Here is a 25,982-nt window from a genome sequence, read left to right on the forward strand (position 1 = left end):
GGCCGGCCCCGGCGTGACCCCCGGTCCCGGCCCCGCCGAGAACGGCGCGGCCGGTCTCAGTCCGTCACCAGCACCACCTCCAGGGTGCGCGGACCGTGCACCCCCTCGACCCGGTCGAGTTCGATGTCGCTGGTGGCCGACGGGCCGGAGATCCACGTCAGTGGGCGTACCGGGTCGAGCCGTTCCAGCGCCAGCGGCACGGACGACACGACCTGGCCGGGGACGCGTACGACGCAGATGTGGTGGTCGGGGACGAGGGTGACGCGGCGCCGGCCCTGGTCGGGCGAGGCGTCGAGCACGATCGTCCCCGTCTCGGCGATCGCGACGGCGCAGCCGGTGACCACGCTGTCCACCCGGTCCAGTTCCTCCGGCGTGCTCTCCGGCCGGTCGGCCACCCGCACGGCGGAGGTGGCCGCCAGCCAGCGCTCGTCCAGCCCGGGCGGTACGAGCACGGATGACGCGCCGCGGGCGTCGAGCAGCCCGGCGATCGTCTCCGCCAGCCCGGCGGCGTCGCAGTGGTGCACGACCGCCCGGTAGTCCGCGAGGTTCTCGGCGAGCAGCGTCACCGTCCGGTCGGTGTCCCCGGACACGTGCTCGCGCAGATAGGCGCGCTCGACCGCCTGCTCGTACGGCGTGTCGTCGGCGGGCACGTCGGCGAGCGCGCGCCGGACCCGGCCCAGGACACGTTGCCTGCTGCTCACTTCGTGTCCTTCCCGCCGCCGGTCCGCTGCCACCAGTCCCGGAACGGTTCCGCCGGCACCGCCGGAAGGTCCCGGGTGCCGCTCCACGCCCGGCCGGGCCCGGGCAGCGTCCGCGGATGGAGGCGCCGGGTGCGCGAGGCGAGCCGCTGCCCGGCGCGCAGCGCGCCGGGCCGGCTGAGGGCCCACCGGGCGGCCCGCATGGCCGCCCGCTCGGCAGCGTGCCCCTTCGCGGGCTTCAGCACCACCTTCTCGCCGCGCCGGGTCACCGGGCCGCCCTCAACGACCCGTTCGCGCAGATGCACCAGCACCTCGGGGATGTCGATCGCTACCGGGCACACCTCGTAGCAGGCCCCGCACAGACTCGAGGCGTACGGCAGCGAGGCGTCGATCTCGCTTCCCGTACCCCGCAGTTGGGGGCTGAGGATGGCGCCGATCGGCCCCGGGTAGACCGAGCCGTACGCGTGACCGCCGGCCCGCTCGTACACCGGGCAGACGTTGAGGCACGCCGAGCAGCGGATGCAGCGCAGCGCCTGCCGGCCGACCTCGTCGGCGAGGGTGTCGCTGCGGCCGTTGTCCAGCAGCACCAGATGGAACGCCGCCGGACCGTCCCCGTCGGAGGTGCCCGTCCACATCGAGGTGTACGGGTTCATCCGCTCCGCCGTCGAGGAGCGGGGGAGCGTCTGCAGGAACACCTCCAGGTCCCGCCAGGTCGGCACGATCTTCTCGATGCCGACGACCGAGATCAGCGTCTCGGGGAGGGTGAGGCACATCCGCCCGTTGCCCTCGGACTCGACCACCACCAGGGTGCCCGTCTCGGCGACCATGAAGTTGGCGCCGGAGACGCCCACCTTGGCGCGCAGGAACTTCTCCCGCAGATGCAGCCGCGCGGCCTCCGCGAGCTCCGCGGGCGTGTCGGTCAGCCCCTCGGGCGCCGGACGGCCCCACTCGCCCATCTCGGAGCGGAAGATGTCCCGGATCTCACCGCGGTTGCGGTGGATCGCCGGGACCAGGATGTGCGAGGGCCGGTCCTCGCCCAACTGCACGATCAGCTCGGCGAGGTCGGTCTCGTAGGCGTGGATGCCCGCGGCCTCCAGCGCCTCGTTGAGGCCGATCTCCTGCGTGGCCATCGACTTGACCTTGACGACCTCGCTCTCGCCGGTCGCCCGGACCAGCCCGGTCACGATCCGGTTGGCCTCCTCCGCGTCGGCGGCCCAGTGGACGGTGCCGCCGGCGGCCGTGACGGACTCCTCCAACTGCACGAGATAGCGGTCGAGACGGCGCAGCGTGTGGTCCTTGATCCGCCGGCCCGCCTCCCGCAGCTCGACCCAGTCCGACAGCTCCGCCACGGCCTTCTCCCGCTTGGCGCGGATCGTGTGGGTGGCGTGCCGCAGATTGCCGCGCAGCGTGCGGTCGTGGACGGCCTGTCGCGCGGCCTCGGGGAAGGCCGGCATGCCGACGAAGGTTCCACTCATGCCCCGGTCTCCTCTTCTGTGTCCGCTTCCGTGCTCGCCAGGATCTCCGCGAGGTGGACGGGCCGCACGGCCGTCCTCAGCCGGGCCATCGTCCCGCCGATGTGCATCAGACAGGAATTGTCGGCCGCGCACAGCACGTCGGCGCCGGTCGACTCGGCGCTGCGCACCTTGTCGGCTCCCATCGCCGCCGAGACGTCGGGGTTCTTCACTGCGAACGTGCCCCCGAAGCCGCAGCACTCCTCCGCGCCCGGGAGCTCCACCAGCTCCAGCCCCTTGACGGCCTCCAGCAGCCGCCGGGGACGGTCGCCGAGTCCGAGGCCGCGCAGACCGTGACAGGTCGGGTGGTACGTCACCCGGTGCGGATAGTGCGCCCCGACGTCGGTCACGCCCAGCACGTCCACCAGGAACTCGGTGAGTTCGTACGTCTTCGGCACCACCGGCGCCAGGGCGGCGGCGAGCGAGTCGCCGCGCCCTTCGGCCCGGGCCCGCTCGCCCATGCGCGGGTACAGCTCCCGCACCATCGCCCCGCACGACCCGGAGGGCGTGACGATCGCGTCGTAGTCGCGGAACACGTCCGCGAAGCGGCGGGCGAGCGGCTCGGCCTCGTGCCGGTAGCCGGTGTTGTAGTGGGCCTGACCGCAACAGGTCTGGCCCATCGGGAAGTCGACCTCCACACCCAGCCTGGTCAGCAGTTTCACCACGGCCCGCCCGGTGTCCGGGTAGAGCGTGTCATTGACGCAGGTCAGGAACAGGGCGACACGCATCGCGGACTCCTTGTCGTCGATCGTCGGACGGGCGCGGCGCGCCGGTGCGCCGCACGGCCGCCGGGGCGGCCACTCAGCGCCCGGTGAGCCGGGCCTGCGCCGCGCGCCACGGGGCCGTGCCGCCCTGCGGCTCGTACCGCGTCAATGGCTGCGTACGGGCGAGCAGTTCCCGCATGTGCCACCGGTCGCCGACGACCCCCTGGGCCCGTGCCTGCACCAGGACGTTACCGAACGCGGCCGCTTCCGCCGGCCCCGCCACCACCGGCAGCCCGCAGGCGTCGGCGGTCAGCCGGCACAGCAGCGCGTTGCGGGCGCCGCCGCCGACGACGTGCACGACGTCGACCGGACGGTCCGCCAGCCGCTGGGCGTCCTCGACGGCCCGCCGGTGGGCGAGGGCCAGTGAGTCGAGGACGCAGCGGGTGGTCTCGGCGGGGGAGCCGGGCACCGGCTGCCCCGACGCCCGGCACGCCTCCGCGATCCGCTCCGGCATCCGTCCCGGCGCGAGGAACGCCGGGTCTCCCGCGTCCACCACCGAGCGCAGCGCCGGCACGCTCTCCGCGGCGAGCAGCAACTCGCCCAGACCGGGGTCGCCCCAGGACCGCAGGCACTCCTGGAGGAGCCACAGGCCCATGATGTTCCGCAGGTAGCGGACCGTGCCGTCCAGCCCCAGCTCGTTGGTGAAGTTGGCGGCGCGGCTCGCCTCGGTGAGCACGGGAGCGTCCAGCTCCAGGCCCGCGAGCGACCAGGTGCCGGTGCAGATGTACGCGAACCGTTCGCCCGTGGCGGGCACGGCGGCCACCGCGGACGCCGTGTCGTGCGAGGCGACGGCCGTCACCGGCACCGGACCGGTCGACCCGATCTGCTCCAGCACCTCCGGGAGCAGCACACCGGCCGGGTCGCCGGGCTGCCGCAGCGGCGCGAACAGGCCCAGGTCGACGTCCAGCCGGCGGGCGATCCCGTGCGCCCAGTCGCGGGTCACCGGGTCGACGAGCTGGGTGGTCGAGGCGTTGGTCAGCTCGGTGCCCGGCTCACCGGTGAGCCAGTAGGCGATCAGGTCGGGGACGAGCAGCAGGCGCTTCGCGAGCGCCATGTGGCCGGAGGAACGGGCGGCCACGAGCCGGTACAGCGTGTTGAAGGGGGCGTCCTGGAGCCCGGTCGCCGCGTACAGTTCGCCGGCGGGCACCGCCGCCCGCACCGTCTCCGCGATCCTCTCGGTTCCCGGGTCGCGGTAGTGGACGGGGTTGCCGAGCAGGGCGCCGTCCGCGTCGAGCAGGCCGTAGTCGACGGCCCAGCCGTCGATGCCGGCCGAGTCGACCCGCCCGGCCGCCCGCAGCCCGTCGAGGACGCCGGCGTAGAGCCCGAGGATGTCCCAGCGCAGCCCTTCCGGCAGCCGGACCGGCCGGTTGGGGAAGCGGTGCGCCTCGGTCAGCTCCAGGGTGCCGGGGCCGACGCGGCCGGTCATGACCCGCCCGTTGGACGCGCCGAGATCGACCGCGGCGTACGACCGCACGGCCCCGCTCATCGCAGGAAGGCCGCGGCGACACCGGCGTCGACCGGGATGTGCAGTCCGGTGGTGTGGGTGAGGTCGCCGCCGGTGAGCGCGAAGACGGCGTTCGCCACGTGCTCGGGCAGCACCTCCCGCTTGAGGAGCGTCCGGCCGGCGTAGAACTCGCCGAGCTTGTCCTCCGGCACCCCGTACACGGCGGCGCGCTGGGCGCCCCAGCCGCCGGCGAAGATGCCGGAGCCGCGGACGACGCCGTCCGGGTTGACGCCGTTGACGCGGATGCCGTGCCCGCCGAGTTCGGCGGCGAGCAGCCGTACCTGGTGGGCCTGGTCGGCCTTGGTGGCCGAGTAGGCGATGTTGTTCGGGCCGGCGAAGACGGCGTTCTTCGAGGCGATGTAGACGATGTCGCCGCCCAGCCGCTGCGCGGTCATGACCCGGGCCGCCTCGCGGGAGACGAGGAACGAACCGCGGGCCATGATGGCGTGCTGGAGGTCCCAGTCCTTCGCCGTCGTCTCGAGCAGCGGCCTGGAGATCGAGATGCCGGCGTTGTTGACCACCAGGTCCACGCCGCCGAAGGCGAGGACCGCCGCCTTGAACGCGTCGGTGATCTGCTCCTCGGACGTCACGTCGACGGTCACGGCGACCGCCTTGTCCGGCCCGCCGAGTTCCTCGGCGACGGCGGCCGCGTTCGCGGCGTCCAGGTCCGCGACCACGACGCACGCGCCCTCGGCGACCAGCCGGTGCGCGATCGCCCGGCCGATGCCGGAACCGGCACCGGTGACCAGGGCGACTCGCGTGGCCAGCGGCTTGGGCGCCGGCATCCGCCGCAGCTTCGCCTCCTCCAGCTCCCAGTACTCGATGCGGAACTTCTCCGCCTCGTCGATGGGCCGGTAGGCGGAGACCGCCTCGGCTCCGCGCATCACATTGACCGCGTTGCGGTAGAACTCGCCCGCGACCCGGGCGGTCTGCTTGTCCTTGCCGAAGCTGAACATGCCCACGCCCGGCACCAGGACGATCGCCGGGTCGGCGCCGCGCATCGCGGGGGAGTCGGGCAGTGCGTGCCGCCGGTAGTAGGCGGCGTACTCCTCGCGGTACGCGGCGTGCAGCTCACCGAGCCGGGCGACCGCCTCGTCCGCCGGGGCCGTCGGCGGCAGGTCCAGGACCAGCGGCCTGACCTTGGTCCGCAGGAAGTGGTCCGGGCAGGACGTGCCCAGGGCCGCCAGCCTGGGGTGCTCGGCCCGCGCCAGGAAGTCGAGGACGGCGGGGGAGTCGTCGAAGTGGCCCACCTGCGGCCGGTCCCCGGACGCGACGGCACGGATGTGCGGCGCCAGGGCCGCGGCCCGCTCCCGCCGCTCGGCCTCGGGCAGCGGCTCGTACCCCTCGATCACCGGGCCGAAGGGATCCGGCTTCCCGCGCTCCGCGAGGAACGCCTCCGCGGTGCGGATGATGTGCAGCGAATTGCGCTCGCACTCCTCGGAGGTGTCGCCCCAGGCGGTGATGCCGTGGCCGCCGAGGACGCAGCCGACGGCCTGCGGGTTGGCCTCCTTGACCGCCGCGATGTCCAGGCCGAGCTGGAATCCGGGCCGCCGCCACGGCACCCATACCACCGTGTCGCCGAAGCACTCGGCGGTCAGCTTCTCGCCGTCCGCCGCGCAGGCCAGCGCGATGCCGGAGTCGGGATGCAGATGGTCGACATGTGCGGCGTCCACCAGGCCGTGCATGGCCGTGTCGATGGAGGGCGCGGCGCCCCCCTTGCCGTGCAGGCAGTAGTCGAACGCGGCGACCATCTCGTCCTCGCGCTCCACGCCCGGATAGACGCCGGTGAGGGCGCGCAGCCGGTCCAGCCGCAGGGCGGCGAGCCCGCCCTCGGTGAGCGTGCCCAGGTCGCCCCCCGAGCCCTTGACCCACATCAGCTCGACGTCGCCGCCGGTGACGGGGTCGGTCGCGGCGCCCTTGGCGGAGGTGTTGCCGCCGGCGTAGTTGGTGTTACGGGGATCGGCGCCGAGCCGGTGCGAACGGGCGAGCAGCGCGGCGGCTTCGGGATGAACGGCCATGTTGAGATCAGTCCTTCGGGAAGATGACGTACGTGAGCTCCGGCAGGCGCGGCGGGGTCAGGCTCCCCAGCCCGCCTGCTGCCCACCGACCCGCTCGGCGGCGATCCGCTCCTGCCAGCCGGAGGCCCGGTACGCGGCCACCGGGTCCGGGTCGAGCCCCTGCTCCTCACGGACCTGCGCCAGCAGCGGCCGCACATCCGTGTTGTACGCGTCCATGAACACGGCGTTGGCCGCCAGCACGTCCCCCGCCGCCTGCGCCGCGGCGAGCGCGTCGTGGTCCACGAGCAGTGCCTTCGCGGTGGCCTCCTGCACGTTCATCACCGAGCGGATGATCGCCGGGATCTTGGCCTCGATGTTGTGGCACTGGTCGAGCATGAAGGCGACGTCGGGTGTGAAACCACCGCCGCGCACCACCTCGTACATGATCCGGAACAGCTGGAACGGGTCGGCGGCCCCGACCATCAGGTCGTCGTCCGCGTAGAAGCGCGAGTTGAAGTCGAAACCGCCGAGCTTCCCCTCGCGCAGCAGCACCGCCACGATGAACTCGATGTTGGTGCCCGGCGCGTGGTGCCCGGTGTCCACGACGACCTGCGCCTTGTCGCCCAGCTTGAGGCAGTGCGCGTACGCCGTGCCCCAGTCCGGCACGTCGGTCGTGTAGAAGGCCGGCTCGAAGAGCTTGTACTCCAGGAGCATCCGCTGGTCGTCGCCGAGCCGGTCGTAGACGACCGTGAGCGCCTCCGACAGCCGGTCCTGGCGGGAGCGGATGTCGCCCTGGCCCGGGTAGTTGGTCCCGTCGGAGAACCACAGCTTCAGGTCCTTGGACCCGGTGGCGTCCATGATGTCGACGCAGTCGAGGAGATGGGCGATCGCCTTGCGCCGCACCCGCGGGTCGGGATTCGTCACCGAGCCCAGCTTGTAGTCGTCGTCCTGGAAGACGTTGGAGTTGATCGCCCCGATCCGCAGGCCCAGCTGCTCGGCGTGCGCGGCGAGAGCTGCGTAGTCGTCGACCCTGTCCCACGGGATGTGCAGCGCGACGGACGGGGCGGCGCCGGTGTGCGCGTGCACCCGTGCGGCGTCGTCCAGCTTCTCCCGCGGGGTACGCGGCACTCCCGGCTGGGCGAACACCTTGAAGCGGGTCCCCGAGTTCCCGTACGCCCAGGACGGCGTCTCGATGGCCTGGGTCTTGAGTGCGGCCTTCACCGCGGCGAGATCGGTCACTGCAGGACTCCTGTGACATCGGTCGGAAGGGCTGGTCGAAGGTCTTTATGAAACGATTCAAAAGTGAAGCTAGGGGGCTCGGGTGAAGGTGTCAACCCTGTCGGCAGGTCGCGGGTCGGTCGATTCTGGCGCAGGGTGCCGGCCTGCTCCTTGACCGGACGTGCTGTCCCTGCTTAACGTCCCAGAGGGTGGGTTGAAACCTTTCATCGCATCGTCACCGTTAGGAGCGCATCCCGTGCAGCGCGTCTGTTTCCTCCTCAAGGTCCGTGAGGACCGGATCGCCGAGTACCGCGAACGGCACGCTGCCGTGTGGCCGGACATGCTCGAGGCGCTCTCCGCCGCCGGCTGGCACAACTACTCGCTCTTCCTGCGCGACGACGGCCTCCTGGTCGGCTATCTGGAGACCGAGGACTTCGCCGCGGCGCAGGCCGCCATGGAGGCCACCGAGGTGAACGCCCGCTGGCAGGCCGGGATGGCGCCGTTCTTCGAATCGCTCGACGGCGCCCGCCCCGACGAGGCGATGAAACCCCTCGCCGAGGTGTTCCATCTCGCCTGACGACCCGGCCGCCGGTGTCGGTCCGGGCGCCTGACCGGGGCGGCTCCCGAGACGGCGTGACGGTAGTGTGAAGCGCTCCGGCCGCCCCTCGTCACTCGTCTCACGCGCCCCCTCGCTCCCCGCGCCCTCGCCCTCTCGTCCTCTCGGAGGTTCCTGCCTGATGTCCCAGTCGGTGGGTATCAAGGACGTCGCTCGCGCCGCCAACGTCTCCGTGGGCACGGTGTCGAACGTCATCAACCGTCCGGACTCGGTGGCCGCCGAGACCCGGTCCCGGGTGCTGTCCGCCATCGACCGGCTCGGGTACGTCCGCAGCGAGTCCGCACGCCAGTTGCGCGCCGGCCGCAGCAGGATCATGGGACTGCTCGTCCTGGACATGGGCAACCCGTTCTTCGTCGACGTGGCCCGCGGAGCCGAGCGCGCCGCCCGGAGGGCCGGCCTCGGCGTGATGGTCTGCAACAGCGACCAGAGCCCCGGCGAGGAGGCCGAGTATCTGTCGCTCTTCGCCGAACAGCGGGTACGGGGAGTGCTGTTGACCCCGGCCGACGCCACCGGGAGCACCGTCGCCGCCTTCCGCCGCCACAACATCCCCTTCGTCCTCGTCGACCGTGTCGCCGAGGGCCTCACCGAATGCTCGGTCTCCGTCGACGACGTGACGGGCGGCGCGCTGGCCGTACGGCACCTGCTCGACGCGGGGCACCGCTCCATCGCCTACGTCAGCGGCCCGCCGAACCTGAACCAGGTCAGGGACCGCCGCACCGGCGCACTGAACGCACTCGCCGAGGCCGGTCTCGGGCCGGAAGCGCTGCGCGAACTGCCCACCGAGCGGCTCGACGTCGGTGCCGGGCGGGACGCCGGCGCCCGGATCCTCGGTCTCGCCGACCGACCGACCGCCGTCTTCTGCGCCAACGACCTGCTCGCCCTCGGCGTCCTCCAGGCCCTGTACGCGGCGGGTGTCGCGGTCCCCGACGACCTCGCCATCGTCGGCTACGACGACATCGAGTTCGCGGCCGCCGCGGCCGTCCCGCTCACGTCGGTGCGGCAACCGGCCGTCACCATGGGCACGATGGCCGCGGAACTGCTGCTGGAGGAGACCGAGGCGCAGGGCGGCCGGCGCGCGCACGAACACCGGCGGGTGGTGCTCCAGCCCGAACTGGTCGTCCGGAGCTCCAGCCTCTCCGCCCGCTGAGCCGGCGGCCGGCGGGACGTGTGCCGCACCGGGGCCGGCGGCCAGGCGGGACCGGTGCCACGCGGGCGACCCGGACAACCGGGCGGAGGCGCGGGGCTGCTTGAGGCAGCGGTGGGCGTCGTGCTCCCAGGTGATGCCGATGCCGTCGTGGAGCCGGCTCACCCCGCTCGCGACCGCGGAGAACGCCTCGGAACAGGCGGACTTGGCGGCGGCCGTGGGCCGGCTCGCCCCCGGGTGCCGCGCCGGCCGCCGCGCCCAGTTTTCGACCGCGCGCCGCCTCGGCCTGGATGTACGCGTTGACGAGACGGTGCTTCACCGGCTGGTACGAGCCGATGGGCCGGCCGCACCGGACCCGCTCCCTCAGATGGGCGACCGTGACCTCCAGGCGGCGCGTGGCCGCGCCGGCCTGCTCCGCCACCAGCGCCGTACCGGCCGGGTCGAGGGCCCGTGCCGGGTCGAGGGCCCGTGCGAGTCCCCGGCCTGTCGCCGGTCCCGCCGAGGAGCCGGCCGAGCGGATGCTCGGCCGGCCCAGGGAGGCGCGTGGATGAACGGCGCCGTGCCCCAGCCGCCTCCTCGTGCGCCGGGCGGCGGTGGGCGGGCCGGGGCATCCCCCGATCGGCGGGGGACGACAATGGCAGCGTGCCGAAAAGTAATGTGCCCCGCATGAACGCGCCCGGCGGCAATGCGCCGGACGACAAGAAGGCGCCGGTCAGTGACGCGCCGACAGACAAGAAGGCGACGCCTGCCGCCGGCCGGAAGAAGACCGTGAGCGCCCCGCCCGAACGCCGTCGTGAACTGCTAGGCGTCGCCGCGGAGGTCTTCGCCGCGCAGGGCTACAACGCCACCACCGTCCGCAAGATCGCCGACGCGGCCGGAATGCTGGCGGGGAGCCTCTACTACCACTTCGACTCCAAGGAGTCGATGCTCGACGAGATCCTCTCCACGTTCCTCGACGAACTGTGGGCCGGCTACGACACCGTGCTGGCCGCGGACCTCGGTCCGAGGGAGACCATCGAGGCACTCGTCGTGGAGTCCTTCCGCGAGATCGACCGCCACCGCGCGGCCGTGGCGATCTACCAGAAGGAGTCCCGGTACCTCGCGGCCCAGCCCCGGTTCGGATACCTCACGGACTCGCAGCAGAAGTTCGAGAAGGCGTGGCTGGGCACCCTGGAGCGCGGGGTCGCCGACGGGGTCTTCCGCGCCGACCTGGACGTCCGGCTCACCTACCGCTTCGTGCGCGACACCGTGTGGGTCGCCGCGTCCTGGTACCGGCCGGGCGGTCTGCACAGCCCCGACGAGATCGCCCGGCAGTACCTGTCCATGGTCCTCGACGGCATCGCCCTCGGGAGCGCGCACACGTAGCAGCCACCGGGACGCCGGAGCCCCGGCGAAGGAACCGAAGCCATGCCGGAGGCGTACATCGTCGAAGCGGTCCGCACCCCGGTCGGCGAGCGGGGCGGCGGCCTGCCCGCCGTGGAGGACCTCGTCCCCGGTGTGTCGCCACGCTCGGCCCGCGGGCCGGTGACCCCCGCACCTGCCGGCTCGCCGTCTCACGGGCCCGGCGCGCCCCGTACGCCCTAGACTCTGCGGATGGCGAAGTACTTCGATGTGCACCCCGAGAACCCCCAGCGACGCACCATCAGCAGTGTGGCCGAAAGCATCAGAGCCGGCGCGCTCGTGGCCTATCCGACGGACTCCTGCTTCGCGCTGGGATGCCGGCTGGGCAGCCGTGACGGCATCACCCGGATCCGGTCGATCCGCAATCTCGACGAACGCCACCACTTCACGCTGGTGTGTCAGAACTTCGCACAGCTCGGGCAGTTCGTGCAGGTCGACAACGACGTGTTCCGGGCGATCAAGGCGACGACGCCCGGCAGTTACACCTTCATCCTTCCCGCGACGAAGGAGGTGCCGCGCCAGCTGCTGCACCCGAAGAAGAAGACCGTCGGCGTCCGGATCCCCGACCACGTCGTCGCCCAGGCCCTGGTCGCCGAACTCGGCGAGCCGCTGCTCTCCAGCACGCTGCTCATGCCGGACGAGGAGGAGCCGATGACCCAGGGCTGGGAGATCAAGGAACGGCTCGACCACGTGGTGGACGCCGTGGTCGACTCCGGCGACTGCGGCACCGAGCCGACCACGGTCATCGACTTCTCCGGCAGCGAACCGGAGATCGTGCGCCGCGGAGCGGGCGACACCTCGCGCTTCGAGTGACAGCGGCGCGCCGGCGGGGCGGGTCCGGGCAGGGAAACCGCCCGGGCCCGCCGGGCGACGACGCCGCCCGGCGGGCCCTTCGCTGTGACACCGGGCATAGGGGCCACGTCACGTCCTAAGCCCGGTAGTGGACACCGGCGCCCTGTCGAACCGGAACAATGGGCCCATGAAGGAGTCATTCGGGCATTTCTTGGTATTCGGGTAGTAGGTCACATTCTTGCGCTGTGCTCCCGCCGCCTTTAACCATGGCTGACGTCAGGAGGGGCATCCCCCTCCGCCGCCGCACCTCATCCGGTCGGCCCCCCCCCGACGTCCCCCTGGGAGTTCCCCCGTATGACCGCCTTCGCCCGCACCGCCCGCACCGTTCGCCTCCGCAAGCTCTCCCTCACCGGCCTGGCCACCGCGGGCGCCGCGGCAGTGGCGCTGACCCTCGCCCCCTCTCCCGCTCACGCCGCCCCCGCCGCGACGCCCGCGGCGGCCGAAGTCGCGGCGGAGAAGAAGGCCGACAAGCCGAAGAAGGTCAAGAAGGTCTACGCCGACAACCTCGACGGCTGGATCAAGGAAGCGCTCGCGATCATGAAGGGCGAGGGCATCCCCGGCAGCTACGAGGGCCTGCACCGCAACATCATGCGCGAGTCCAGCGGCAACCCGAACGCCCAGAACAACTGGGACGTGAACGCGCAGAACGGCACCCCGTCCAAGGGGCTGCTCCAGGTCATCCAGCCGACCTTCGACGCCTACCACGTCGAGGGCACCCCGCGTGACCTGACCGACCCGGTCGCCAACATCACCGCGGCCGCGAACTACGCCGCCGACAAGTACGGCTCCATCGACAACGTCGACTCCGCCTACTGATCCCTCGCCGGCGGCCACAGGTGCGTCGTCTCGCCCGGCGCGAGCTGGTCCACGACCTCGGCGAGCGCCGAGCAGGCCAGCTCGATCTTGCGGCGGACGGCGATCTGCTCCGCGACGATCGCCGCCAGCAGCAGCCCGGTCAGCGCCGCGCACCCGTTGAGCGCCTGGAGGATCACCATGACCTCCAGCATGGTCCGGTCGCCGAACACGCCGGAGCCGCCGGTCGCCGCCGAGATCGCCATCACCGAGATCAGCAGCGCGCACGGCGCGGTGCCGGGCAGCTGGAACCGCAGAGCCGCCCAGATCAGCACCGGGAACACCAGAAAGAGCAGTGACAGGTCGGCCCGCGTGGCCACCAGCGTCACGGCAACCGAGGTCACGCAGAGTGCCACCGCCTCCGTCCACCACCACGCCCGGGTGTCGCGTGGCAGCCGGGCGCGGCGCAGCACCAGCAGCAGCGGCGTGATCACCAGAACACCCATCGCGTCACCGGTCCACCACGCGGACCACACCGCCCAGAACTCGCCGAGCGACAGCGACCCGCTCAGCACCAGGGTCCCCGCGCCGAACGTCGCACTCACGAGCATCCCGGCCAGAGCGCCGAGGAACACCAGTGCCAGCCCGTCCCTGAGCCGGTCGAGACCGGTGTGGAAGCCGATCCGCCGCAGCATCAGACAGGCGGACAGCGGGGCGAGCGTGTTGCCGGCCAGGATGCCGAGCGCGCCGAGGTCGAGGGTGCCGATCGTGGCGATGGTGAGCAGCGCGCCGAGGGAGATCCCGGGCCACACCCCGGCCCCGGCCCACAGCAGACAGGCGAGGGAGATGCCCGTGGGCGGCCACAGCGGTGTGACGACCGCCCCCTCCACGACCACCTGCTGGAGAAGGCCGATCCGGCCGCCCACCCAGTAGGCGCCTGCGACGGCGAGGACACGCAGCAGTGCTGCGGCAGGGCGTCGGACTCGTTCGCTGCGGACCACGCAAGTCATCACACAGCGTCCCCGCCGCCCCGCCCGTGTGACACGCGCGGCCGGTGGCCGCGAAACTTCCCCGGCGGCTACGCGGCGTCCTGGAGCAGGACGAGAACCGCCGCGTCGTCGGTGTGATCGGTCAGCGCAGCCGTGCCCATCACCCGCGCCGCCAGCTCCTGTGCCGCCGTGCCGTCACGGGCCGCGCACCGGACCACGTCGGTCACCGCCGCCAGCCCCGCCTCGATCGGATACGACGGCCCCTCCACGACACCGTCCGTCAGCAGGACGAACGCGCCGCCCGTGGACAGCTGCCGGGTCGCGACCGGATACACCTCGCCGGGCAGGATGCCGAGCGGTACGCCCGCCTCGTCCTCGACGACCCCGCCCTCCCCGCCGGCGGTCGCCCACACGGCCGGCACATGTCCGGCGCGGGCGCTCCGCAGCTCGCGCAGCGCCGGGTCGTAGCGCAGAAAGCTGCATGTCGCGAAGAGCCCGTGATCGACGGAGAGCAGCAGCTCGTTGGCGCGGCGCAGCACCTCGCCCGGGTCGGCGGTGGCCATCGAGACGGCGCGCAGCCCGATACGGACCTGCCCCATGAACGCGGCGGCCTCCACGTCGTGGCCCTGCACGTCACCGATGGACAGGGCCAGGGAGCCGTCGGGCAGGAAGAAGGCGTCGTACCAGTCGCCGCCGATGTCCAGACCGTTCCGGGCCGGGGCGTACCGTGCGGCGACGCGCAGGCCCGGCACGGTGGGCAGCTCGGCCGGCAGCATCGAACGCTGCAGCGCCTCGGCCAGCTCGACCCGGGCCTTGTGCTGCTCGGCGCCCTGCCGCGCCCGGTCGGTGAGCCGTCCGAGCGCGGCCAGCATCTCCTCCGCGGTCGCCGATCGTGCGGGGCGATGCCAGCTCATGGACGTCTCCGAACCGCGTCCGAAGGTCGACCGGCCCGATGCCCGTGCGGCGTACGGCGGACCGGCCCGGATGGGCCCTGCAGCCCGCGTCCATTCTATTTCCGCCGGACAGGCCCTGCCCGGGCTGACAGAGGGCCGCCGTCAGGGCTGTCCGGAGGGCGGGGGAGGGGGCACCATGGCCCACCGGATCGCACCGGTCAGCGCCGTCCCGGTCGGCTGCACGCAGCGCCGCTCGACCCCCGGCGCGTACGGCAGCCCCAGCGGCTTCCTGGCCCACGGCGGCAGCAGAGCGACGGCGTTCGCGGCCAGGACCGCGTACGGCGCTCTGGCCGCCCACGGCAGGGGCGGGTGGCGGAGCATGAAGCGGGCGGCCTCCCGGGCCTCCCGCGAGGCGCGGAGTTCGGGACGGTAGGCATCGAGCCGCTCCGCCAGCCCGGCCCGGTCGCGCGGCGGATCGGCCGCCCCGAGGGCCTCGGCGACCCGTGCCGTGTCGGCCACGTACCCGTCGCAGCCCGCCGGGTCCAGCGGATGCCTTCCGTAGCGCTGATGCGCGGACAGGAAGCTGTGGACCTCCGCGACATGCACCCAGCCCAGCAGATGCGGGTCAGCGGCGCGGTACGGCTCTCCCGACTCCGTCGTGCCCGCCACACGCGCGTGCACGGCGCGCACCGTCTCCACCGCGTCCCGGGCGTCGTCCGCCGTGCCGTACGTCGTCACCGCCAGGAACGTGCTGGTGCGCTGGAGCCGCCCCCACGGGTCGCCCCGGTAGCCGGAGTGCGCCGCGACGGCGGCCATCGCCAGCGGATGGAGGGACTGCAGCAGCAGGGCGCTCAGCCCGCCGATGAACATGGAGGCGTCGCCGTGCACGGTGCGGATCGGCCGCTCGGGCCCGAACCAGCGTGGGCCCGGGGTGCCATGGATACGGGCACGGTTCTCCGGTCCCGAGGGGCCTGCGACACGGGCGAAGAGCCTGCTGCCCAGCTGCCGCCGCACATTCGGGATCCGGTGCGCCGAGCTGTTCATTCCTCAAGTATCGCGCCCGTCGCGGCGAACCCCCGCCGCCCCGGTCCCGGCGTCAGCGGTGGGCGGCCAGCAGCCCCGCGAGCACGCACAGGGCGATCGAGCCGAGCAGCGCCGCGACGCTCGCGCACAGCAGCCGGCGCCGGAGCTCCTCGTAGCGTGCGGTGTACTCCGCCCGCAGCTCGTTCGCCCGCGAGACCAGGGCCTTGAGGACACGCCGTGACAGCGCGATGCGGTCCTCGGTGTAGATGCGGACGACCTCCTCGCGCTGCGCGCCCGTCAGCCACGGCATCCGGCCGGCGAACTCCTCGGCCTCCCGCTCCGCCTCCCGCACCCGGCTCTGCGCGAGGAGATAGCCCTCCAGCTTGGCGATCCCCGCCGCGACCTCCGCCTCCGGCTGCCGCACCCGGCCCCTCACCTGCCGTCCTTGTCCTCGCCGAGCGGTGGGGCTACTCCCTGCCCCGGCTCGTAGACGTCGCGCCGTCCCGCGTCCGTGACCTCGTCGAGGGTGGCGATGGCCGGATGATGCAGGTCGAACGACGGGGACTCGCTGCGGATGCGCGGCAGCGTCGTGAAGTTGTGCCGCGGCGGCGGGCAGGAGGTGGCCCACTCGAGCGAGCGGCCGTAGCCCCACGGGTCGTCGATCAGGAGCTTCCTGCCGTACTTCGCCGTCTTCCAGACGTTGTAGACGAACGGCAGCATCGACAGACCGAGCACGAAGGAGCTGATGGTGGAGATGGTGTTCAGCGCGGTGAAGCCGTCGGCGGAGAGGTAGTCCGCGTACCGCCGCGGCATTCCTTCCGCGCCGAGCCAGTGCTGCACCAGGAACGTGCCGTGGAAGCCGATGAACAGCGTCCAGAAGGTGATCTTGCCCAGCCGCTCGTCCAGCATCTTGCCGGTGAACTTCGGCCACCAGAAGTGGAACCCGGCGAACATCGCGAACACCACGGTGCCGAAGACGACGTAGTGGAAGTGCGCGACGACGAAGTACGAGTCAGACACATGGAAGTCCAGCGGCGGCGAGGCCAGGATGATGCCGGTCAGACCGCCGAACAGGAACGTCACGAGGAAGCCGATGGACCAGAGCATCGGCGTCTCGAAGGACAGGGAGCCCTTCCACATCGTGCCGATCCAGTTGAAGAACTTCACGCCCGTCGGCACGGCGATGAGGAACGTCATGAAGGAGAAGAACGGCAGCAGCACCGCTCCCGTGACGAACATGTGGTGCGCCCACACCGTCACGGACAGACCGGCGATCGCGATCGTCGCACCGACCAGGCCGATGTAACCGAAGATGGGCTTGCGGGAGAAGACCGGCAGGATCTCGGTGACGATGCCGAAGAACGGCAGCGCGATGATGTAGACCTCGGGGTGGCCGAAGAACCAGAAGAGGTGCTGCCACAGGATCGCCCCGCCGTTGGCGGGATCGAAGACGTGCGCGCCGAACTTGCGGTCCGCCTCCAGGACGAACAGCGCGGCCGCCAGGACCGGGAAGGCCAGCAGGACCAGCACGCCGGTCAGCAGGACGTTCCAGGTGAAGATCGGCATCCGGAACATCGTCATGCCGGGAGCGCGCATGCAGATGATCGTGGTGATGAAGTTGACCGAGCCGAGGATCGTGCCGAAGCCGGAGAAGGCCAGACCCATGATCCACATGTCGGCGCCGACCCCCGGTGTGTGGGCGGCGTCGTTCAGCGGGGAGTAGGCGAACCAGCCGAAGTCGGCGGCGCCCTGTGGAGTGAGGAAGCCGGCCACCGCGATCAGCGAGCCGAACAGGTACAGCCAGTACGCGAACATGTTCAGCCGCGGGAACGCCACGTCGGGCGCGCCGATCTGCAGCGGCATGATCCAGTTCGCGAATCCGGCGAACAGCGGCGTCGCGAACATCAGCAGCATGATCGTGCCGTGCATCGTGAACGCCTGGTTGAACTGCTCGTTCGACATGATCTGCGTGCCCGGCCGGGCCAGCTCGGCGCGCATGAACAGCGCCATCACACCGCCGACGATGAAGAAGCCGAACGAGGTGGTGAGGTACAGCGTGCCGATCGTCTTGTGGTCGGTGGTCGTCAGCCACTTGATCACGACATTGCCGGGCCGCCTGCGCTGCACCGGCAGCTCGTTCTCGTATGCGTCCTCCGACTGCACGTCGAGGCGAGGACCTGACTCAGATGCCACACGAACTCCCGTACGTTCGGGTGCCTTCTGCTCTGCTTCAGGCGCAGATGCACCCACAGGCGGCGACCCCTATGACCTATACCGGTGCAATGTATATGTGTGGGGCCTTACCGGCGGTCCACGACATCCGCCGTCCGGGTGACGGACTTCGCCGGGTCCGGCGTTACGAGTTCCCGATGCCGGGTACCTCTGTGCGGTCGGTGCGCCGTGTGCCGGCGACCTGACACGGGAGGTACGAGGTGGATGCTTCGGTGGACCGGATCGCCCAGCCCTGGGGAGGTCGTACCCCCTACGCACGGCACGGGCAGTGGCCGACGCGGGTGGACACCCACCTGGGTGACGGGGTGTCGGTGGACGACGTGGAACGGTGGGTCCAGACCGCCTCGATTCTTCACTCGGACGGGGACGCCATGGACGTCGCCGTACGAGGCGGCCGCATGGTCGGCGTACGCGGCCGGGCGATCGACCGGGTCAATCGCGGCAGGCTCGGGCCCAAGGACCTGTTCGCCTGGCAGGCAGGCGCCTCGCCCGACCGGCTGACCAGGCCCCTGGTCCGTGAGGGCGGGCGGCTGGTGGAGACCGACTGGGACACCGCGATGGGCCGGGTCGTCTCCCGCTCCCGCGAACTCCTCGGCGGACAGGGCCCCGGCTCCATCGGTTTCTACACCTCGGGCCAGCTGTTCCTGGAGGAGTACTACACGCTCGCGGTGCTCGCCCGGGCCGGCATCGGCACCAACCACCTGGACGGCAACACCCGCCTGTGCACCTCCACCGCCGCGGAGGCGCTCAAGGAGTCCTTCGGCTGCGACGGCCAGCCCGGCACCTACGACGACATCGACCACGCCGACGTCATCGCCCTCTTCGGCCACAACCTCGCGGAGACGCAGCCCGTGCAGTGGATGCGCATCCTCGACCGGCTGGAGGGCGCCGACCCGCCGCGGCTGGTGTGCGTCGACCCGCGGCCCACGCGGGTGGCCCGCAGCGCGACGGTCCACCTGGCCCCGCGCGTCGGCACGAACGTGGCCCTGCTCAACGCCCTGCTGCACGAGACGATCCGTCACGACCGGGTCGACCACGCGTACATCGAGGCGCACACCGTCGGCTTCGAGGAACTGGCCGACCGGGTCAAGGACTGCACCGCGGAGTGGGCGTCCGCCATCTGCGACGTCCCCGCCCGGCAGATCGTCGAGGCGGCGGAGGTCGTCGGCACCGCCGACCGGCTGCTCTCCACGGTGCTCCAGGGCATCTACCAGTCCCACCAGGCCACCGCCGCCGCCGTCCAGATCAACAACCTGCATCTCATCCGCGGCATGCTCGGACGGCCGGGCGCCGGCCTGCTCCAGATGAACGGTCAGCCCACCGCCCAGAACACCCGCGAATGCGGCGCCAACGGCGACCTGCCGGGCTTCCGCAACTGGGAGAACGACCGGCACGTGGCCGACCTCGCGAAGGTGTGGAACGTCGAACCCACCACGATCCCGCACTACGCGCCGCCCACCCACGCCATGCAGATGTTCCGCTACGCGGAACAGGGCTCGATCCGCATGCTGTGGATCAGCGGCACCAACCCGGCCGTCTCCCTCCCCGAACTGTCCCGCATCCGCTCGATCCTGTCCCAGCAGCGGCTGTTCACCGTGGTGCAGGACCTGTTCCTCACCGAGACGGCGCAGCTCGCGGACGTCGTGCTGCCCGCGGCGACCTGGGGCGAGAAGACCGGTACGTTCACCAACGCGGACCGTACGGTCCACCTGTCCGACAAGGCCGTGGAGCCGCCGGGCGAGGCACGGCCGGACCTGGACATCTTCCTGGACTACGCCACCCGCATGGACTTCCGCGACAAGGACGGGGGACCGCTGGTCCACTGGACCGACCCCGAGTCGGCGTTCGAGGCGTGGAAGCGCTGCAGCGCCGGCCGGCCGTGCGACTACACGGGCCTCACCTACGGCCGGCTGCGCGGAGCGAGCGGCATCCAGTGGCCCTGCAACGACGAAGCCCCGGACGGCACACCGCGCCTCTACACCGACGGCATCAGCTGGGCCCACCCCGACACGTGCGAGAACTACGGCAAGGACCTGGTGACCGGCGCGTCCAGCAGCGTCGTCGAGTACCGCTCCCTCAATCCGGACGGCAAGGCGATGCTCAAGGCGGCCGGATTCATGCCGCTGCACGAGGCTCCGAGCACGGACCACCCCTTCCAGCTGACGACCGGGCGCACCGTCTACCACTTCCACACCCGCACCAAGACCGGCCGTGTACCACAGCTGAACGCGGCGGCGCCCGACGTGTGGGTGGAGATCTCCGAGGCCGACGCCGCCGCGCGGGACCTCGCGGAGGGCGACCTCGTCGAGGTCTCCTCGCCGCGCGGCTCCCTGCGGGGCCGGCTGCGCGTCACCGGTCTGCGGAAGGGCACGCTGTTCGTGCCCTTCCACTACGGCTACTGGGACACGCCCGGCGGCTCCGGGCCCGGCCCCGGGACACCCGGGCGTGCCGCCAACGAGACGACCGTCACCGACTGGGACCCGGCCTCCAAGCAGCCGCTGTTCAAGACCTCCGCCGTCGCGCTCACCCTCGTCGAGAAGGCCGACGGAAAGGCCTCCCCGGCCCCCACCACCACCGCCTCCGAGCCCGGACCCGGCTCCGGCGTACCGGCGACGGAAGGCGGGCCGGACGCCCGCGTACACCAGACGACGGACGAGGACCCGGCCTCGCGGGAAGGCGGCTCACGATGAACGGCATCACCCTCGCCCTGCGGGTCCTCCACCACGGTGAACGGCACCTCGCCGGAGAACTCCTCGCGGTCGCCGACCGCCACCGCACCGAGCACGAGGTCCACCACGTCGCCAAGGACATCGCCGGCTGGTCACGGGACCACGTCGAGCGGCTGGCCGACACCGGCCGCGCATACGGTCTCGAACTCGACGAGCCCCGGGCGAAGCCGCCGCAGGCGCTGCTGACGATGGTGCGGCAGAAGGCGGCGCAGGCCGTCGGGCACCGCCCCGAGCCCGGCCTGCTGCTCCTGCGCGACCTGCGCGACCTGCATCTGGACGCGTCCGAGAACTCCCTCTACTGGGAGATGCTCGCCCAGGCCGCACAGGCATCCAAGGACACCCGGCTGCTGGAGCTCGCCTCCGCGTGCCATCCGCAGACGCTCCGGCAGATGCGGTGGACCAACACCATGATCAAGAACATTTCGCCGCAGCTTCTGACCAGCCTGTGATCCGAGGGGCCCGCGATGCCTGTGACGCCCGGGGTGCTCGCCCCACCCGCCACGCCCGAGGAACCGACGAGAAGACCGGAAGCCCCGGTGGTGCTGATCACCGGCGCCTCCTCAGGGATCGGCGCGGCCGTCGCCGACCGTTTCGCCGCCGCGCCGGGCTGGCGTCTGCTGCTCCACGGACGCGACAAGGCGCGCCTCGACGAAGTGGCGAGCCGTACCGGCGGCGCCGCGCTCCCGGCAGACCTCGCCGACCCCGGCGGGGGCGCGCACCTCGCCCGTACGGCCCTCGACTCCGCCGGACAGGTGGACGTCCTGGTCGCGGCGGCGGGCGTCGGCTGGGCCGGGCCCTTCACCGCCATACCGCCCGCGGCGATCGACGAGGTGCTCGCCGTCGACCTGGCGTCCGTGGTGCACCTGGTGCGCGGGCTGCTGCCGCGGATGATCGCCCGGGGGAGAGGGCGGATCGTGCTGATGGGCTCCCTCGCCGGAGCCGTGGGCGTCGCGGACGAAGCGGTGTACTCGGCGGCCAAGGCGGCGCTGGGCGTCTTCGCCGAGAGCCTGCGCTACGAGCTGCGGGGCACCGGCGTGGGGATCTGCCTGGTGCTGCCGGGCGTCGTCGACACGCCCTTCTTCGAGCGCCGCGGCGCTCCTTGTCGCCGGACCCGCCCGAAGCCGGTCCCGGCCGGGCGGGTGGCGGACGCGGTCTGGCGGGCGGTGGTGCGGAGTCGCGCGGAGGAGATCTTCATCCCGCGGTGGCTGTGGCTGCCGGCGCGGATCCACGGGGCGGTGCCGGTGGTGTTCCGGCGCCTCGCCGAACGCTTCGGCTGAGCGGGGGGCGCGGCCCGGCACCGCGCCCCCGCGGTGTCCCGGGGCTCCGCCCCCGGACCCCCGCGCCCTATCGCCGGCGGGGCTGGGTGTGGCCGGTCCTGTCGGGGCGCTGCCCCGAGCCCCGCGCCTCAATCGCCGGCGGGGCCGAAGTTGCCCGAGCCGGCCGCGTCGCAGCCGGCGCTCACCCTGGGCGACGCGCCGCTGAGCGTGGTGCTGGGGGTGGTGCTCTTCGACGAGCGGGTGCAGCTGGGCCGACGGACACCGTTCGAGGTGGTGGCGCTCGGCCTGCTGGTCGCCGGCTGCGTCGTGCTGTCGCGGTCGCCGCTGCTGGCGAAGGACCCGGGCGGCGAGGAGAAGTGGTGACGCGGGTGCCGAAGCGGGCCGGTTTGTTTCTGCCCGTTTGCCTGCCCGGATCTGTTTACTTCTCGATGAAGCGGGCGTAGCATTCGTGAAAACCACAGACTCGGTCATGGAAACGGATGTAAAACCACATGTTCGCAGCGGAGCGTCAGCAGGAGATCATGCGCCTGGCCCGCGACAGCGGTCGGGTGGATGTGCTGTCCCTCGCCGAGGAGTTCCAGGTCACCGCGGAAACCGTGCGGCGCGACCTCAAGGCCCTCGACCGCGCGGGGCTGGTGCGGCGGGTGCACGGCGGCGCCATTCCGGTCGGACACCTGGACTTCGAGCCCGACCTCGCCGAGCGCGACGCCGTCGCGGCCGACGAGAAGGAGCGCATCGCGCGCGCCGCACTCGCCGAGCTCCCCGGCGACGGCAGCGTCATCCTGGACGCCGGCACGACGGCCGCCCGGCTGGCCGCGGGCCTCCCGGTGGACTCGGCGCTGACCGTCGTCACCCATGCGCTGCCCGTCGCCGCCCGGCTCGCCGACCACCCGGGCATCGCCCTCCACCTCGTCGGAGGGCGGGTGCGGCACCGCACCCGTGCCGCCGTCGACGCGTGGGCGCTGCGCGCGTACGCGGAGATCAAGGCCGACGTCGTCTTCCTCGCCACCAACGGGTTCTCCCTCGACGGCGGCCTGACCACGCCCGACCTGGCGGAGGCCGCGGTCAAGCGGGCCGTCGTCGGCGCCGCCCGCAGGGTCGTGCTGCTGGCCGACTCCGCCAAGTTCGGGCAGCAGCACTTCGCCCGCTTCGGCGACCTCGCGGACGTGGACCTGCTGATCACCGACACGGGCCTCGCGCCCGACGACGCCCGCGCCATCGAGGCGCAGGGCACGGAGGTCGTCCGCGCATGATCCTCACCATCACCCCGAACCCGAGTCTGGACCGCACCTACGAGCTGCCGTCACTGGACCGCGGAGCCGTGCTGCGCGCCGCCCGGGACCGCGTCGACCCCGGCGGCAAGGGCGTCAACGTCTCCCGCGCGGTCGCCGCCGCCGGCCACCGCACCGTGGCCGTGGTGCCGCTCGGCGGCCCCGAGGGCGCGCTTCTCGACCGCCTGCTCGGTGAGCACGGCATCGAGGCCGCCGGCGTCCCCGTGGCCGGCTCCACCCGCGTCAACATCACACTCGTCGAACCCGACGGCACCCTCACGAAGGTCAACGCGGCCGGCCCCGACCTCGCCGCCGCGGAGGCCGAGGCGCTGCTGGAGGCCGTACGGACCCGCTCCGCCGACGCGGACTGGATCGCCTGCTGCGGCAGCCTGCCGCGCGGGCTGCGCCCCGAGTGGTACGCCGAGCTGGTGGCGCGCCTGCACCGGGCCGGCGCCCGGGTCGCCCTCGACACCTCGGGCGCCGCCCTGACCGCCGCGCTGCGGGAGCGGCCCGACGTGGTCAAGCCCAACGCGGAGGAGCTCGCCGAAGCCGTCGGCCGTCCCCTCGCCACCGTCGGCGACGCCGTCAAGGCGGCGGAGGAGCTGCGCGAGCGGGGAGCCCGGGCGGTCCTGGCCAGTCTGGGAGCCGACGGCCAGCTGCTCGTCGACGACACCGGCACCTGGTTCGGACACGCGCCCGCCGCGGCGGTCCGCAGCAACGTCGGCGCCGGAGACGCCTCCCTCGCCGGCTTCCTCACCGCCGGCGGCAGCGGCCCCGCCGCCCTCGCCGCCGCCGTCGCCCACGGCACCGCCGCCGTCCAGCTGCCGGGCAGCGTCATGCCGTCACCGGCCGACCTGGACCCGGCGGCGGTGACGGTCACCGAGTCCGTCCCCCTCGACCACGTCCTCGGGGGGCCGGCGTGATGACCGCCCTCCCCGGGCCCGGCCCGGCCCGGACCGACCAGGGCCCGACGGGTGCCGCACCACCACGTCCCACCACCGCCCCCGCGGCGGTTCGCGAGCAAGGAGCCGCGTGATGAGTGAGTTGATCACCGCAGGACTGGTCGACGTCGACCTGTCCGCCGAGACCAAGCAAGCCGCCGCGCGGTCCCTCGCCGAACGGATGGTCGCCGCCGGACGTGTCACCGACATCGACGGCTTCCTCGCCGACGTGGCGGCACGCGAGGCGCAGATGCCCACCGGGCTCGACGGCGGCATCGGCATTCCGCACTGCCGCAGCGAGCACGTCACCGCCCCGACGCTCGCCTTCGGCCGCAGCGCCCCGGGCATCGACTTCGGCGCCCCCGACGGACCGGCCGACCTGATCTTCCTGATAGCCGCGCCGGCCGGCGCCGACGACGACCATCTGACGATCCTGTCGTCGCTGGCCCGGCGGCTCATGGACCCGGAGTTCACCGCCGCGCTCCGCGCCGAGCGCGACCCGGCGGCCGTCGCGGCCCTCGTCCGCGGGGACGAGGCTCCCGCCGAGGCCGCGGGCGGCCCCGAGGCCGCCGAGGCCCCGGGGGCCACTCCTGCGGCCCCCGCCGCGCCCCTCCGGATCGTGGCCGTCACCTCCTGCCCCACCGGGATCGCGCACACCTACATGGCCGCCGAGTCCCTGCAGAAGGCCGGCGAGGCGGCGGGCGTCGAACTCGTCGTCGAGACACAGGGCTCCGCCGGATTCACCCGCCTCGACCCCGCTGTCATCGCCGCCGCCGACGGTGTGATCCTCGCCCACGACGTCGAGGTCAGGGAGAAGGACCGGTTCGCCGGCAAGCCCACCGTCGACGTCGGGGTCAAGGCCGCGATCAGCCGGTCCGCCGAACTCATCGCCGACGTACGCGGCAAGGCAGAACGCGGCGAGACCACCGTCGCGGCGGCCGGCCCGGCGCCCATGGACACCGGCGCCCCGGGCGACCACTTCGGCACGCGGCTGCGCAAGTGGCTGATGACCGGCGTCAGTTACATGGTGCCGTTCGTCGCCGCGGGCGGGCTGCTCATCGCCCTCGCCTTCGCCATCGGCGGCTACGAGATCAACAGCGCCCCGTCGGTCGCCGAACACTTCGTGTGGGGGGAGGCCACGAGCTGGGCCGCGCTGATGTTCCAGATCGGCGGCGCCGCGTTCGGCTTCCTGGTCCCCGTACTCGCCGGATACATCGCCTACGGCATGGCCGACCGGCCGGGCCTCGTACCGGGGTTCGTCGGCGGCGCGCTCGCGGTCACCATCGAGGCGGGCTTCCTCGGCGGACTTGCGGCCGGCCTCATCGCGGGCGCCGTGGTGAAGGCCATCCAGCGCGTACGCGTCCCCGCCGCGCTGCGCGGTGTCATGCCGGTGGTGGTGATCCCGCTGATCTCCTCCGCCGTCGTCGGATTCCTGATGTTCGTCGTCGTCGGCAAGCCCATCGCCTCCCTCCAGAAGGCCATGACCGACTGGCTGAGCGGCCTGTCCGGCGGCAATGCCGTCCTGCTGGGCGTCCTGCTCGGTCTCATGATGTGCTTCGACCTCGGCGGCCCGGTCAACAAGGTGGCCTACGCCTTCGCCATCGGCGGCCTCGCGGCCCCCACCGAAGGCAGCCTCAAGGTCATGGCCGCCGTCATGGCGGCGGGCATGGTCCCGCCGCTGGGCATGGCCCTGGCGACGACCGTCCGCGGGAAGCTGTTCACCAAGACGGAGCGGGACAACGGAAAGGCCGCCTGGGTCCTCGGCGCCTCCTTCATCAGCGAGGGCGCCATCCCCTTCGCCGCGGCGGACCCGCTGCGGGTGATCCCGTCCGCGATGGCCGGCGGAGCCGTCACCGGCGGCCTGTCCATGGCGTTCGGCGCCACGCTGCGCGCTCCGCACGGCGGCGTCTTCGTCGTCCCCCTCATCGGGCAGCCGCTGCTCTACCTGCTCGCCGTCGCGGCCGGCACGGCGGTCACCGCCGCCCTCGTGGTCCTGCTCAAGAGCCACCGCAAGCGCGAGACCGCGGCCGCGACCACCCCCGCCCCCACCGACGCGGCCGCGGACGTCAAGGTCCCCGCCGCCGCATGACCGGCCGGTCCGGCCCGGGGCGCGTCCCCGGGCCGGACCCC

Annotated in this window: 23 protein-coding genes and 2 pseudogenes; 13 read left to right on the forward strand and 12 right to left on the reverse strand. The window is 72.6% G+C overall.

The window, feature by feature from the left end; translation table 11 throughout:
• Nucleotides 1–56: 56 nt before the first annotated feature.
• The 6 genes from ACFYOP_RS12415 to rhaI form a co-directional block, all read right to left on the reverse strand.
• Nucleotides 57–701: an LUD domain-containing protein gene (locus tag ACFYOP_RS12415; protein WP_356896056.1), complete on the reverse strand. Its 645-nt coding sequence runs from the start codon at nucleotides 699–701 to the stop codon at nucleotides 57–59.
• A complete protein-coding gene (locus tag ACFYOP_RS12420) occupies nucleotides 698–2,173 on the reverse strand; it encodes a LutB/LldF family L-lactate oxidation iron-sulfur protein (protein WP_356896059.1) in 1,476 nt (491 codons plus the stop codon). Before ACFYOP_RS12420 ends, ACFYOP_RS12415 begins: the two co-directional genes overlap by 4 nt.
• Nucleotides 2,170–2,937 (reverse strand): (Fe-S)-binding protein, encoded by a 768-nt coding sequence (locus tag ACFYOP_RS12425; protein WP_356896061.1) that lies wholly within the window; start codon nucleotides 2,935–2,937, stop codon nucleotides 2,170–2,172. Before ACFYOP_RS12425 ends, ACFYOP_RS12420 begins: the two co-directional genes overlap by 4 nt.
• A 73-nt stretch (nucleotides 2,938–3,010) precedes the next feature.
• Entirely contained in the window at nucleotides 3,011–4,459 is a 1,449-nt protein-coding gene (locus ACFYOP_RS12430; protein ID WP_356896063.1) for a rhamnulokinase family protein, read from the reverse strand.
• Nucleotides 4,456–6,495 (reverse strand): bifunctional aldolase/short-chain dehydrogenase, encoded by a 2,040-nt coding sequence (locus ACFYOP_RS12435; protein ID WP_356896065.1) that lies wholly within the window; start codon nucleotides 6,493–6,495, stop codon nucleotides 4,456–4,458. The genes ACFYOP_RS12430 and ACFYOP_RS12435 overlap by 4 nt, the downstream gene beginning before the upstream one ends.
• Nucleotides 6,496–6,552: 57 nt before the next feature.
• The gene (rhaI, locus tag ACFYOP_RS12440; RefSeq protein ID WP_356896067.1) at nucleotides 6,553–7,713 is read right to left on the reverse strand and encodes an L-rhamnose isomerase; all 1,161 of its coding nucleotides are present in this window, start codon (nucleotides 7,711–7,713) and stop codon (nucleotides 6,553–6,555) included.
• A 235-nt stretch (nucleotides 7,714–7,948) separates the two neighbouring features.
• Between rhaI and ACFYOP_RS12445 the strand changes: the two genes are divergently transcribed.
• On the forward strand, nucleotides 7,949–8,269 hold the full coding sequence (locus tag ACFYOP_RS12445) for an L-rhamnose mutarotase (RefSeq protein ID WP_356896069.1): 321 nt from the start codon (nucleotides 7,949–7,951) through the stop codon (nucleotides 8,267–8,269).
• A gap of 160 nt (nucleotides 8,270–8,429) precedes the next feature.
• A complete protein-coding gene (locus ACFYOP_RS12450; protein WP_356896071.1) occupies nucleotides 8,430–9,455 on the forward strand; it encodes a LacI family DNA-binding transcriptional regulator in 1,026 nt (341 codons plus the stop codon).
• Between the two features lie 286 nt (nucleotides 9,456–9,741).
• Here ACFYOP_RS12450 and ACFYOP_RS12455 read toward each other — a convergent pair.
• Nucleotides 9,742–9,873, reverse strand: a pseudogene (locus ACFYOP_RS12455) (acyl-CoA dehydrogenase family protein); the annotation flags it as partial.
• Between the two features lie 245 nt (nucleotides 9,874–10,118).
• Here ACFYOP_RS12455 and ACFYOP_RS12460 point away from each other — a divergent pair.
• From ACFYOP_RS12460 to ACFYOP_RS12475, 4 genes and pseudogenes are all read left to right on the forward strand, one after another.
• Nucleotides 10,119–10,817, forward strand: coding sequence for a TetR/AcrR family transcriptional regulator (locus tag ACFYOP_RS12460; RefSeq protein WP_356896073.1), 699 nt, complete (start codon nucleotides 10,119–10,121; stop codon nucleotides 10,815–10,817).
• Nucleotides 10,818–10,859: 42 nt separating this feature from the next.
• Nucleotides 10,860–11,026 (forward strand): annotated as a pseudogene (locus ACFYOP_RS12465) (acetyl-CoA C-acetyltransferase); the annotation flags it as partial.
• Nucleotides 11,027–11,045: 19 nt separating this feature from the next.
• Nucleotides 11,046–11,666: an L-threonylcarbamoyladenylate synthase gene (locus ACFYOP_RS12470; protein ID WP_356896075.1), complete on the forward strand. Its 621-nt coding sequence runs from the start codon at nucleotides 11,046–11,048 to the stop codon at nucleotides 11,664–11,666.
• Nucleotides 11,667–11,999: 333 nt separating this feature from the next.
• Nucleotides 12,000–12,521 (forward strand): transglycosylase SLT domain-containing protein, encoded by a 522-nt coding sequence (locus ACFYOP_RS12475; protein ID WP_356896077.1) that lies wholly within the window; start codon nucleotides 12,000–12,002, stop codon nucleotides 12,519–12,521.
• Here ACFYOP_RS12475 and ACFYOP_RS12480 read toward each other — a convergent pair.
• The 5 genes from ACFYOP_RS12480 to ctaD all read right to left on the reverse strand — a co-directional run bounded on the left by ACFYOP_RS12480 (nucleotide 12,515) and on the right by ctaD (nucleotide 17,595).
• A complete protein-coding gene (locus ACFYOP_RS12480) occupies nucleotides 12,515–13,498 on the reverse strand; it encodes an MASE1 domain-containing protein (protein WP_356896079.1) in 984 nt (327 codons plus the stop codon). The genes ACFYOP_RS12475 and ACFYOP_RS12480 overlap by 7 nt on opposite strands.
• Nucleotides 13,499–13,575: 77 nt before the next feature.
• On the reverse strand, nucleotides 13,576–14,400 hold the full coding sequence (locus ACFYOP_RS12485) for a PP2C family protein-serine/threonine phosphatase (RefSeq protein ID WP_356896081.1): 825 nt from the start codon (nucleotides 14,398–14,400) through the stop codon (nucleotides 13,576–13,578).
• A gap of 141 nt (nucleotides 14,401–14,541) precedes the next feature.
• Nucleotides 14,542–15,423, reverse strand: a complete 882-nt coding sequence (locus tag ACFYOP_RS12490; RefSeq protein WP_356896083.1) for an oxygenase MpaB family protein — start codon at nucleotides 15,421–15,423, stop codon at nucleotides 14,542–14,544.
• Between the two features lie 52 nt (nucleotides 15,424–15,475).
• The gene (locus ACFYOP_RS12495) at nucleotides 15,476–15,838 is read right to left on the reverse strand and encodes a hypothetical protein (RefSeq protein WP_356896085.1); all 363 of its coding nucleotides are present in this window, start codon (nucleotides 15,836–15,838) and stop codon (nucleotides 15,476–15,478) included.
• The gene (ctaD, locus tag ACFYOP_RS12500) at nucleotides 15,835–17,595 is read right to left on the reverse strand and encodes a cytochrome c oxidase subunit I (RefSeq protein WP_356896087.1); all 1,761 of its coding nucleotides are present in this window, start codon (nucleotides 17,593–17,595) and stop codon (nucleotides 15,835–15,837) included. The genes ACFYOP_RS12495 and ctaD overlap by 4 nt, the downstream gene beginning before the upstream one ends.
• A gap of 239 nt (nucleotides 17,596–17,834) precedes the next feature.
• Here ctaD and ACFYOP_RS12505 point away from each other — a divergent pair, with 239 nt between their 5' ends.
• The 7 genes from ACFYOP_RS12505 (at nucleotide 17,835) to ACFYOP_RS12535 (ending at nucleotide 25,941) form a co-directional block, all read left to right on the forward strand.
• On the forward strand, nucleotides 17,835–20,324 hold the full coding sequence (locus ACFYOP_RS12505) for a nitrate reductase (RefSeq protein WP_356896089.1): 2,490 nt from the start codon (nucleotides 17,835–17,837) through the stop codon (nucleotides 20,322–20,324).
• Nucleotides 20,321–20,812 (forward strand): hypothetical protein, encoded by a 492-nt coding sequence (locus ACFYOP_RS12510; RefSeq protein WP_356896091.1) that lies wholly within the window; start codon nucleotides 20,321–20,323, stop codon nucleotides 20,810–20,812. The genes ACFYOP_RS12505 and ACFYOP_RS12510 overlap by 4 nt, the downstream gene beginning before the upstream one ends.
• A 15-nt stretch (nucleotides 20,813–20,827) precedes the next feature.
• Nucleotides 20,828–21,640, forward strand: a complete 813-nt coding sequence (locus tag ACFYOP_RS12515; RefSeq protein ID WP_356896093.1) for an SDR family NAD(P)-dependent oxidoreductase — start codon at nucleotides 20,828–20,830, stop codon at nucleotides 21,638–21,640.
• 150 nt (nucleotides 21,641–21,790) lie between these two features.
• The gene (locus ACFYOP_RS12520; RefSeq protein ID WP_356896095.1) at nucleotides 21,791–22,003 is read left to right on the forward strand and encodes a hypothetical protein; all 213 of its coding nucleotides are present in this window, start codon (nucleotides 21,791–21,793) and stop codon (nucleotides 22,001–22,003) included.
• A gap of 128 nt (nucleotides 22,004–22,131) precedes the next feature.
• Nucleotides 22,132–22,893, forward strand: a complete 762-nt coding sequence (locus tag ACFYOP_RS12525; protein WP_356896097.1) for a DeoR/GlpR family DNA-binding transcription regulator — start codon at nucleotides 22,132–22,134, stop codon at nucleotides 22,891–22,893.
• Nucleotides 22,890–23,834, forward strand: a complete 945-nt coding sequence (pfkB, locus tag ACFYOP_RS12530) for a 1-phosphofructokinase (protein WP_356896099.1) — start codon at nucleotides 22,890–22,892, stop codon at nucleotides 23,832–23,834. Before ACFYOP_RS12525 ends, pfkB begins: the two co-directional genes overlap by 4 nt.
• 112 nt (nucleotides 23,835–23,946) lie before the next feature.
• Nucleotides 23,947–25,941 (forward strand): fructose-specific PTS transporter subunit EIIC, encoded by a 1,995-nt coding sequence (locus ACFYOP_RS12535; RefSeq protein WP_356896101.1) that lies wholly within the window; start codon nucleotides 23,947–23,949, stop codon nucleotides 25,939–25,941.
• The last annotated feature ends 41 nt before the right edge of the window (nucleotides 25,942–25,982 follow it).

The sequence above is a fragment of the Streptomyces sp. NPDC006294 genome (genome assembly GCF_042870895.1).
GTDB lineage: Bacteria > Actinomycetota > Actinomycetes > Streptomycetales > Streptomycetaceae > Streptomyces.

What these genes read in the sequence shown, in the direction of transcription:
- ACFYOP_RS12420 (WP_356896059.1), bottom strand. Translation starts at nt 2,173, where the DNA reads ATGAGTGGAACCTTCGTCGGCATGCCGGCCTTCCCCGAGGCCGCGCGA.
- ACFYOP_RS12425 (WP_356896061.1), bottom strand. Translation starts at nt 2,937, where the DNA reads ATGCGTGTCGCCCTGTTCCTGACCTGCGTCAATGACACGCTCTACCCG.
- ACFYOP_RS12430 (WP_356896063.1), bottom strand. Translation starts at nt 4,459, where the DNA reads ATGAGCGGGGCCGTGCGGTCGTACGCCGCGGTCGATCTCGGCGCGTCC.
- ACFYOP_RS12435 (WP_356896065.1), bottom strand. Translation starts at nt 6,495, where the DNA reads ATGGCCGTTCATCCCGAAGCCGCCGCGCTGCTCGCCCGTTCGCACCGG.
- ACFYOP_RS12450 (WP_356896071.1), top strand. Translation starts at nt 8,430, where the DNA reads ATGTCCCAGTCGGTGGGTATCAAGGACGTCGCTCGCGCCGCCAACGTC.
- ACFYOP_RS12460 (WP_356896073.1), top strand. Translation starts at nt 10,119, where the DNA reads ATGAACGCGCCCGGCGGCAATGCGCCGGACGACAAGAAGGCGCCGGTC.
- ACFYOP_RS12470 (WP_356896075.1), top strand. Translation starts at nt 11,046, where the DNA reads ATGGCGAAGTACTTCGATGTGCACCCCGAGAACCCCCAGCGACGCACC.
- ACFYOP_RS12475 (WP_356896077.1), top strand. Translation starts at nt 12,000, where the DNA reads ATGACCGCCTTCGCCCGCACCGCCCGCACCGTTCGCCTCCGCAAGCTC.
- ACFYOP_RS12485 (WP_356896081.1), bottom strand. Translation starts at nt 14,400, where the DNA reads ATGAGCTGGCATCGCCCCGCACGATCGGCGACCGCGGAGGAGATGCTG.
- ACFYOP_RS12490 (WP_356896083.1), bottom strand. Translation starts at nt 15,423, where the DNA reads ATGAACAGCTCGGCGCACCGGATCCCGAATGTGCGGCGGCAGCTGGGC.
- ACFYOP_RS12510 (WP_356896091.1), top strand. Translation starts at nt 20,321, where the DNA reads ATGAACGGCATCACCCTCGCCCTGCGGGTCCTCCACCACGGTGAACGG.
- ACFYOP_RS12515 (WP_356896093.1), top strand. Translation starts at nt 20,828, where the DNA reads ATGCCTGTGACGCCCGGGGTGCTCGCCCCACCCGCCACGCCCGAGGAA.
- ACFYOP_RS12525 (WP_356896097.1), top strand. Translation starts at nt 22,132, where the DNA reads ATGTTCGCAGCGGAGCGTCAGCAGGAGATCATGCGCCTGGCCCGCGAC.
- pfkB (WP_356896099.1), top strand. Translation starts at nt 22,890, where the DNA reads ATGATCCTCACCATCACCCCGAACCCGAGTCTGGACCGCACCTACGAG.
- ACFYOP_RS12535 (WP_356896101.1), top strand. Translation starts at nt 23,947, where the DNA reads ATGAGTGAGTTGATCACCGCAGGACTGGTCGACGTCGACCTGTCCGCC.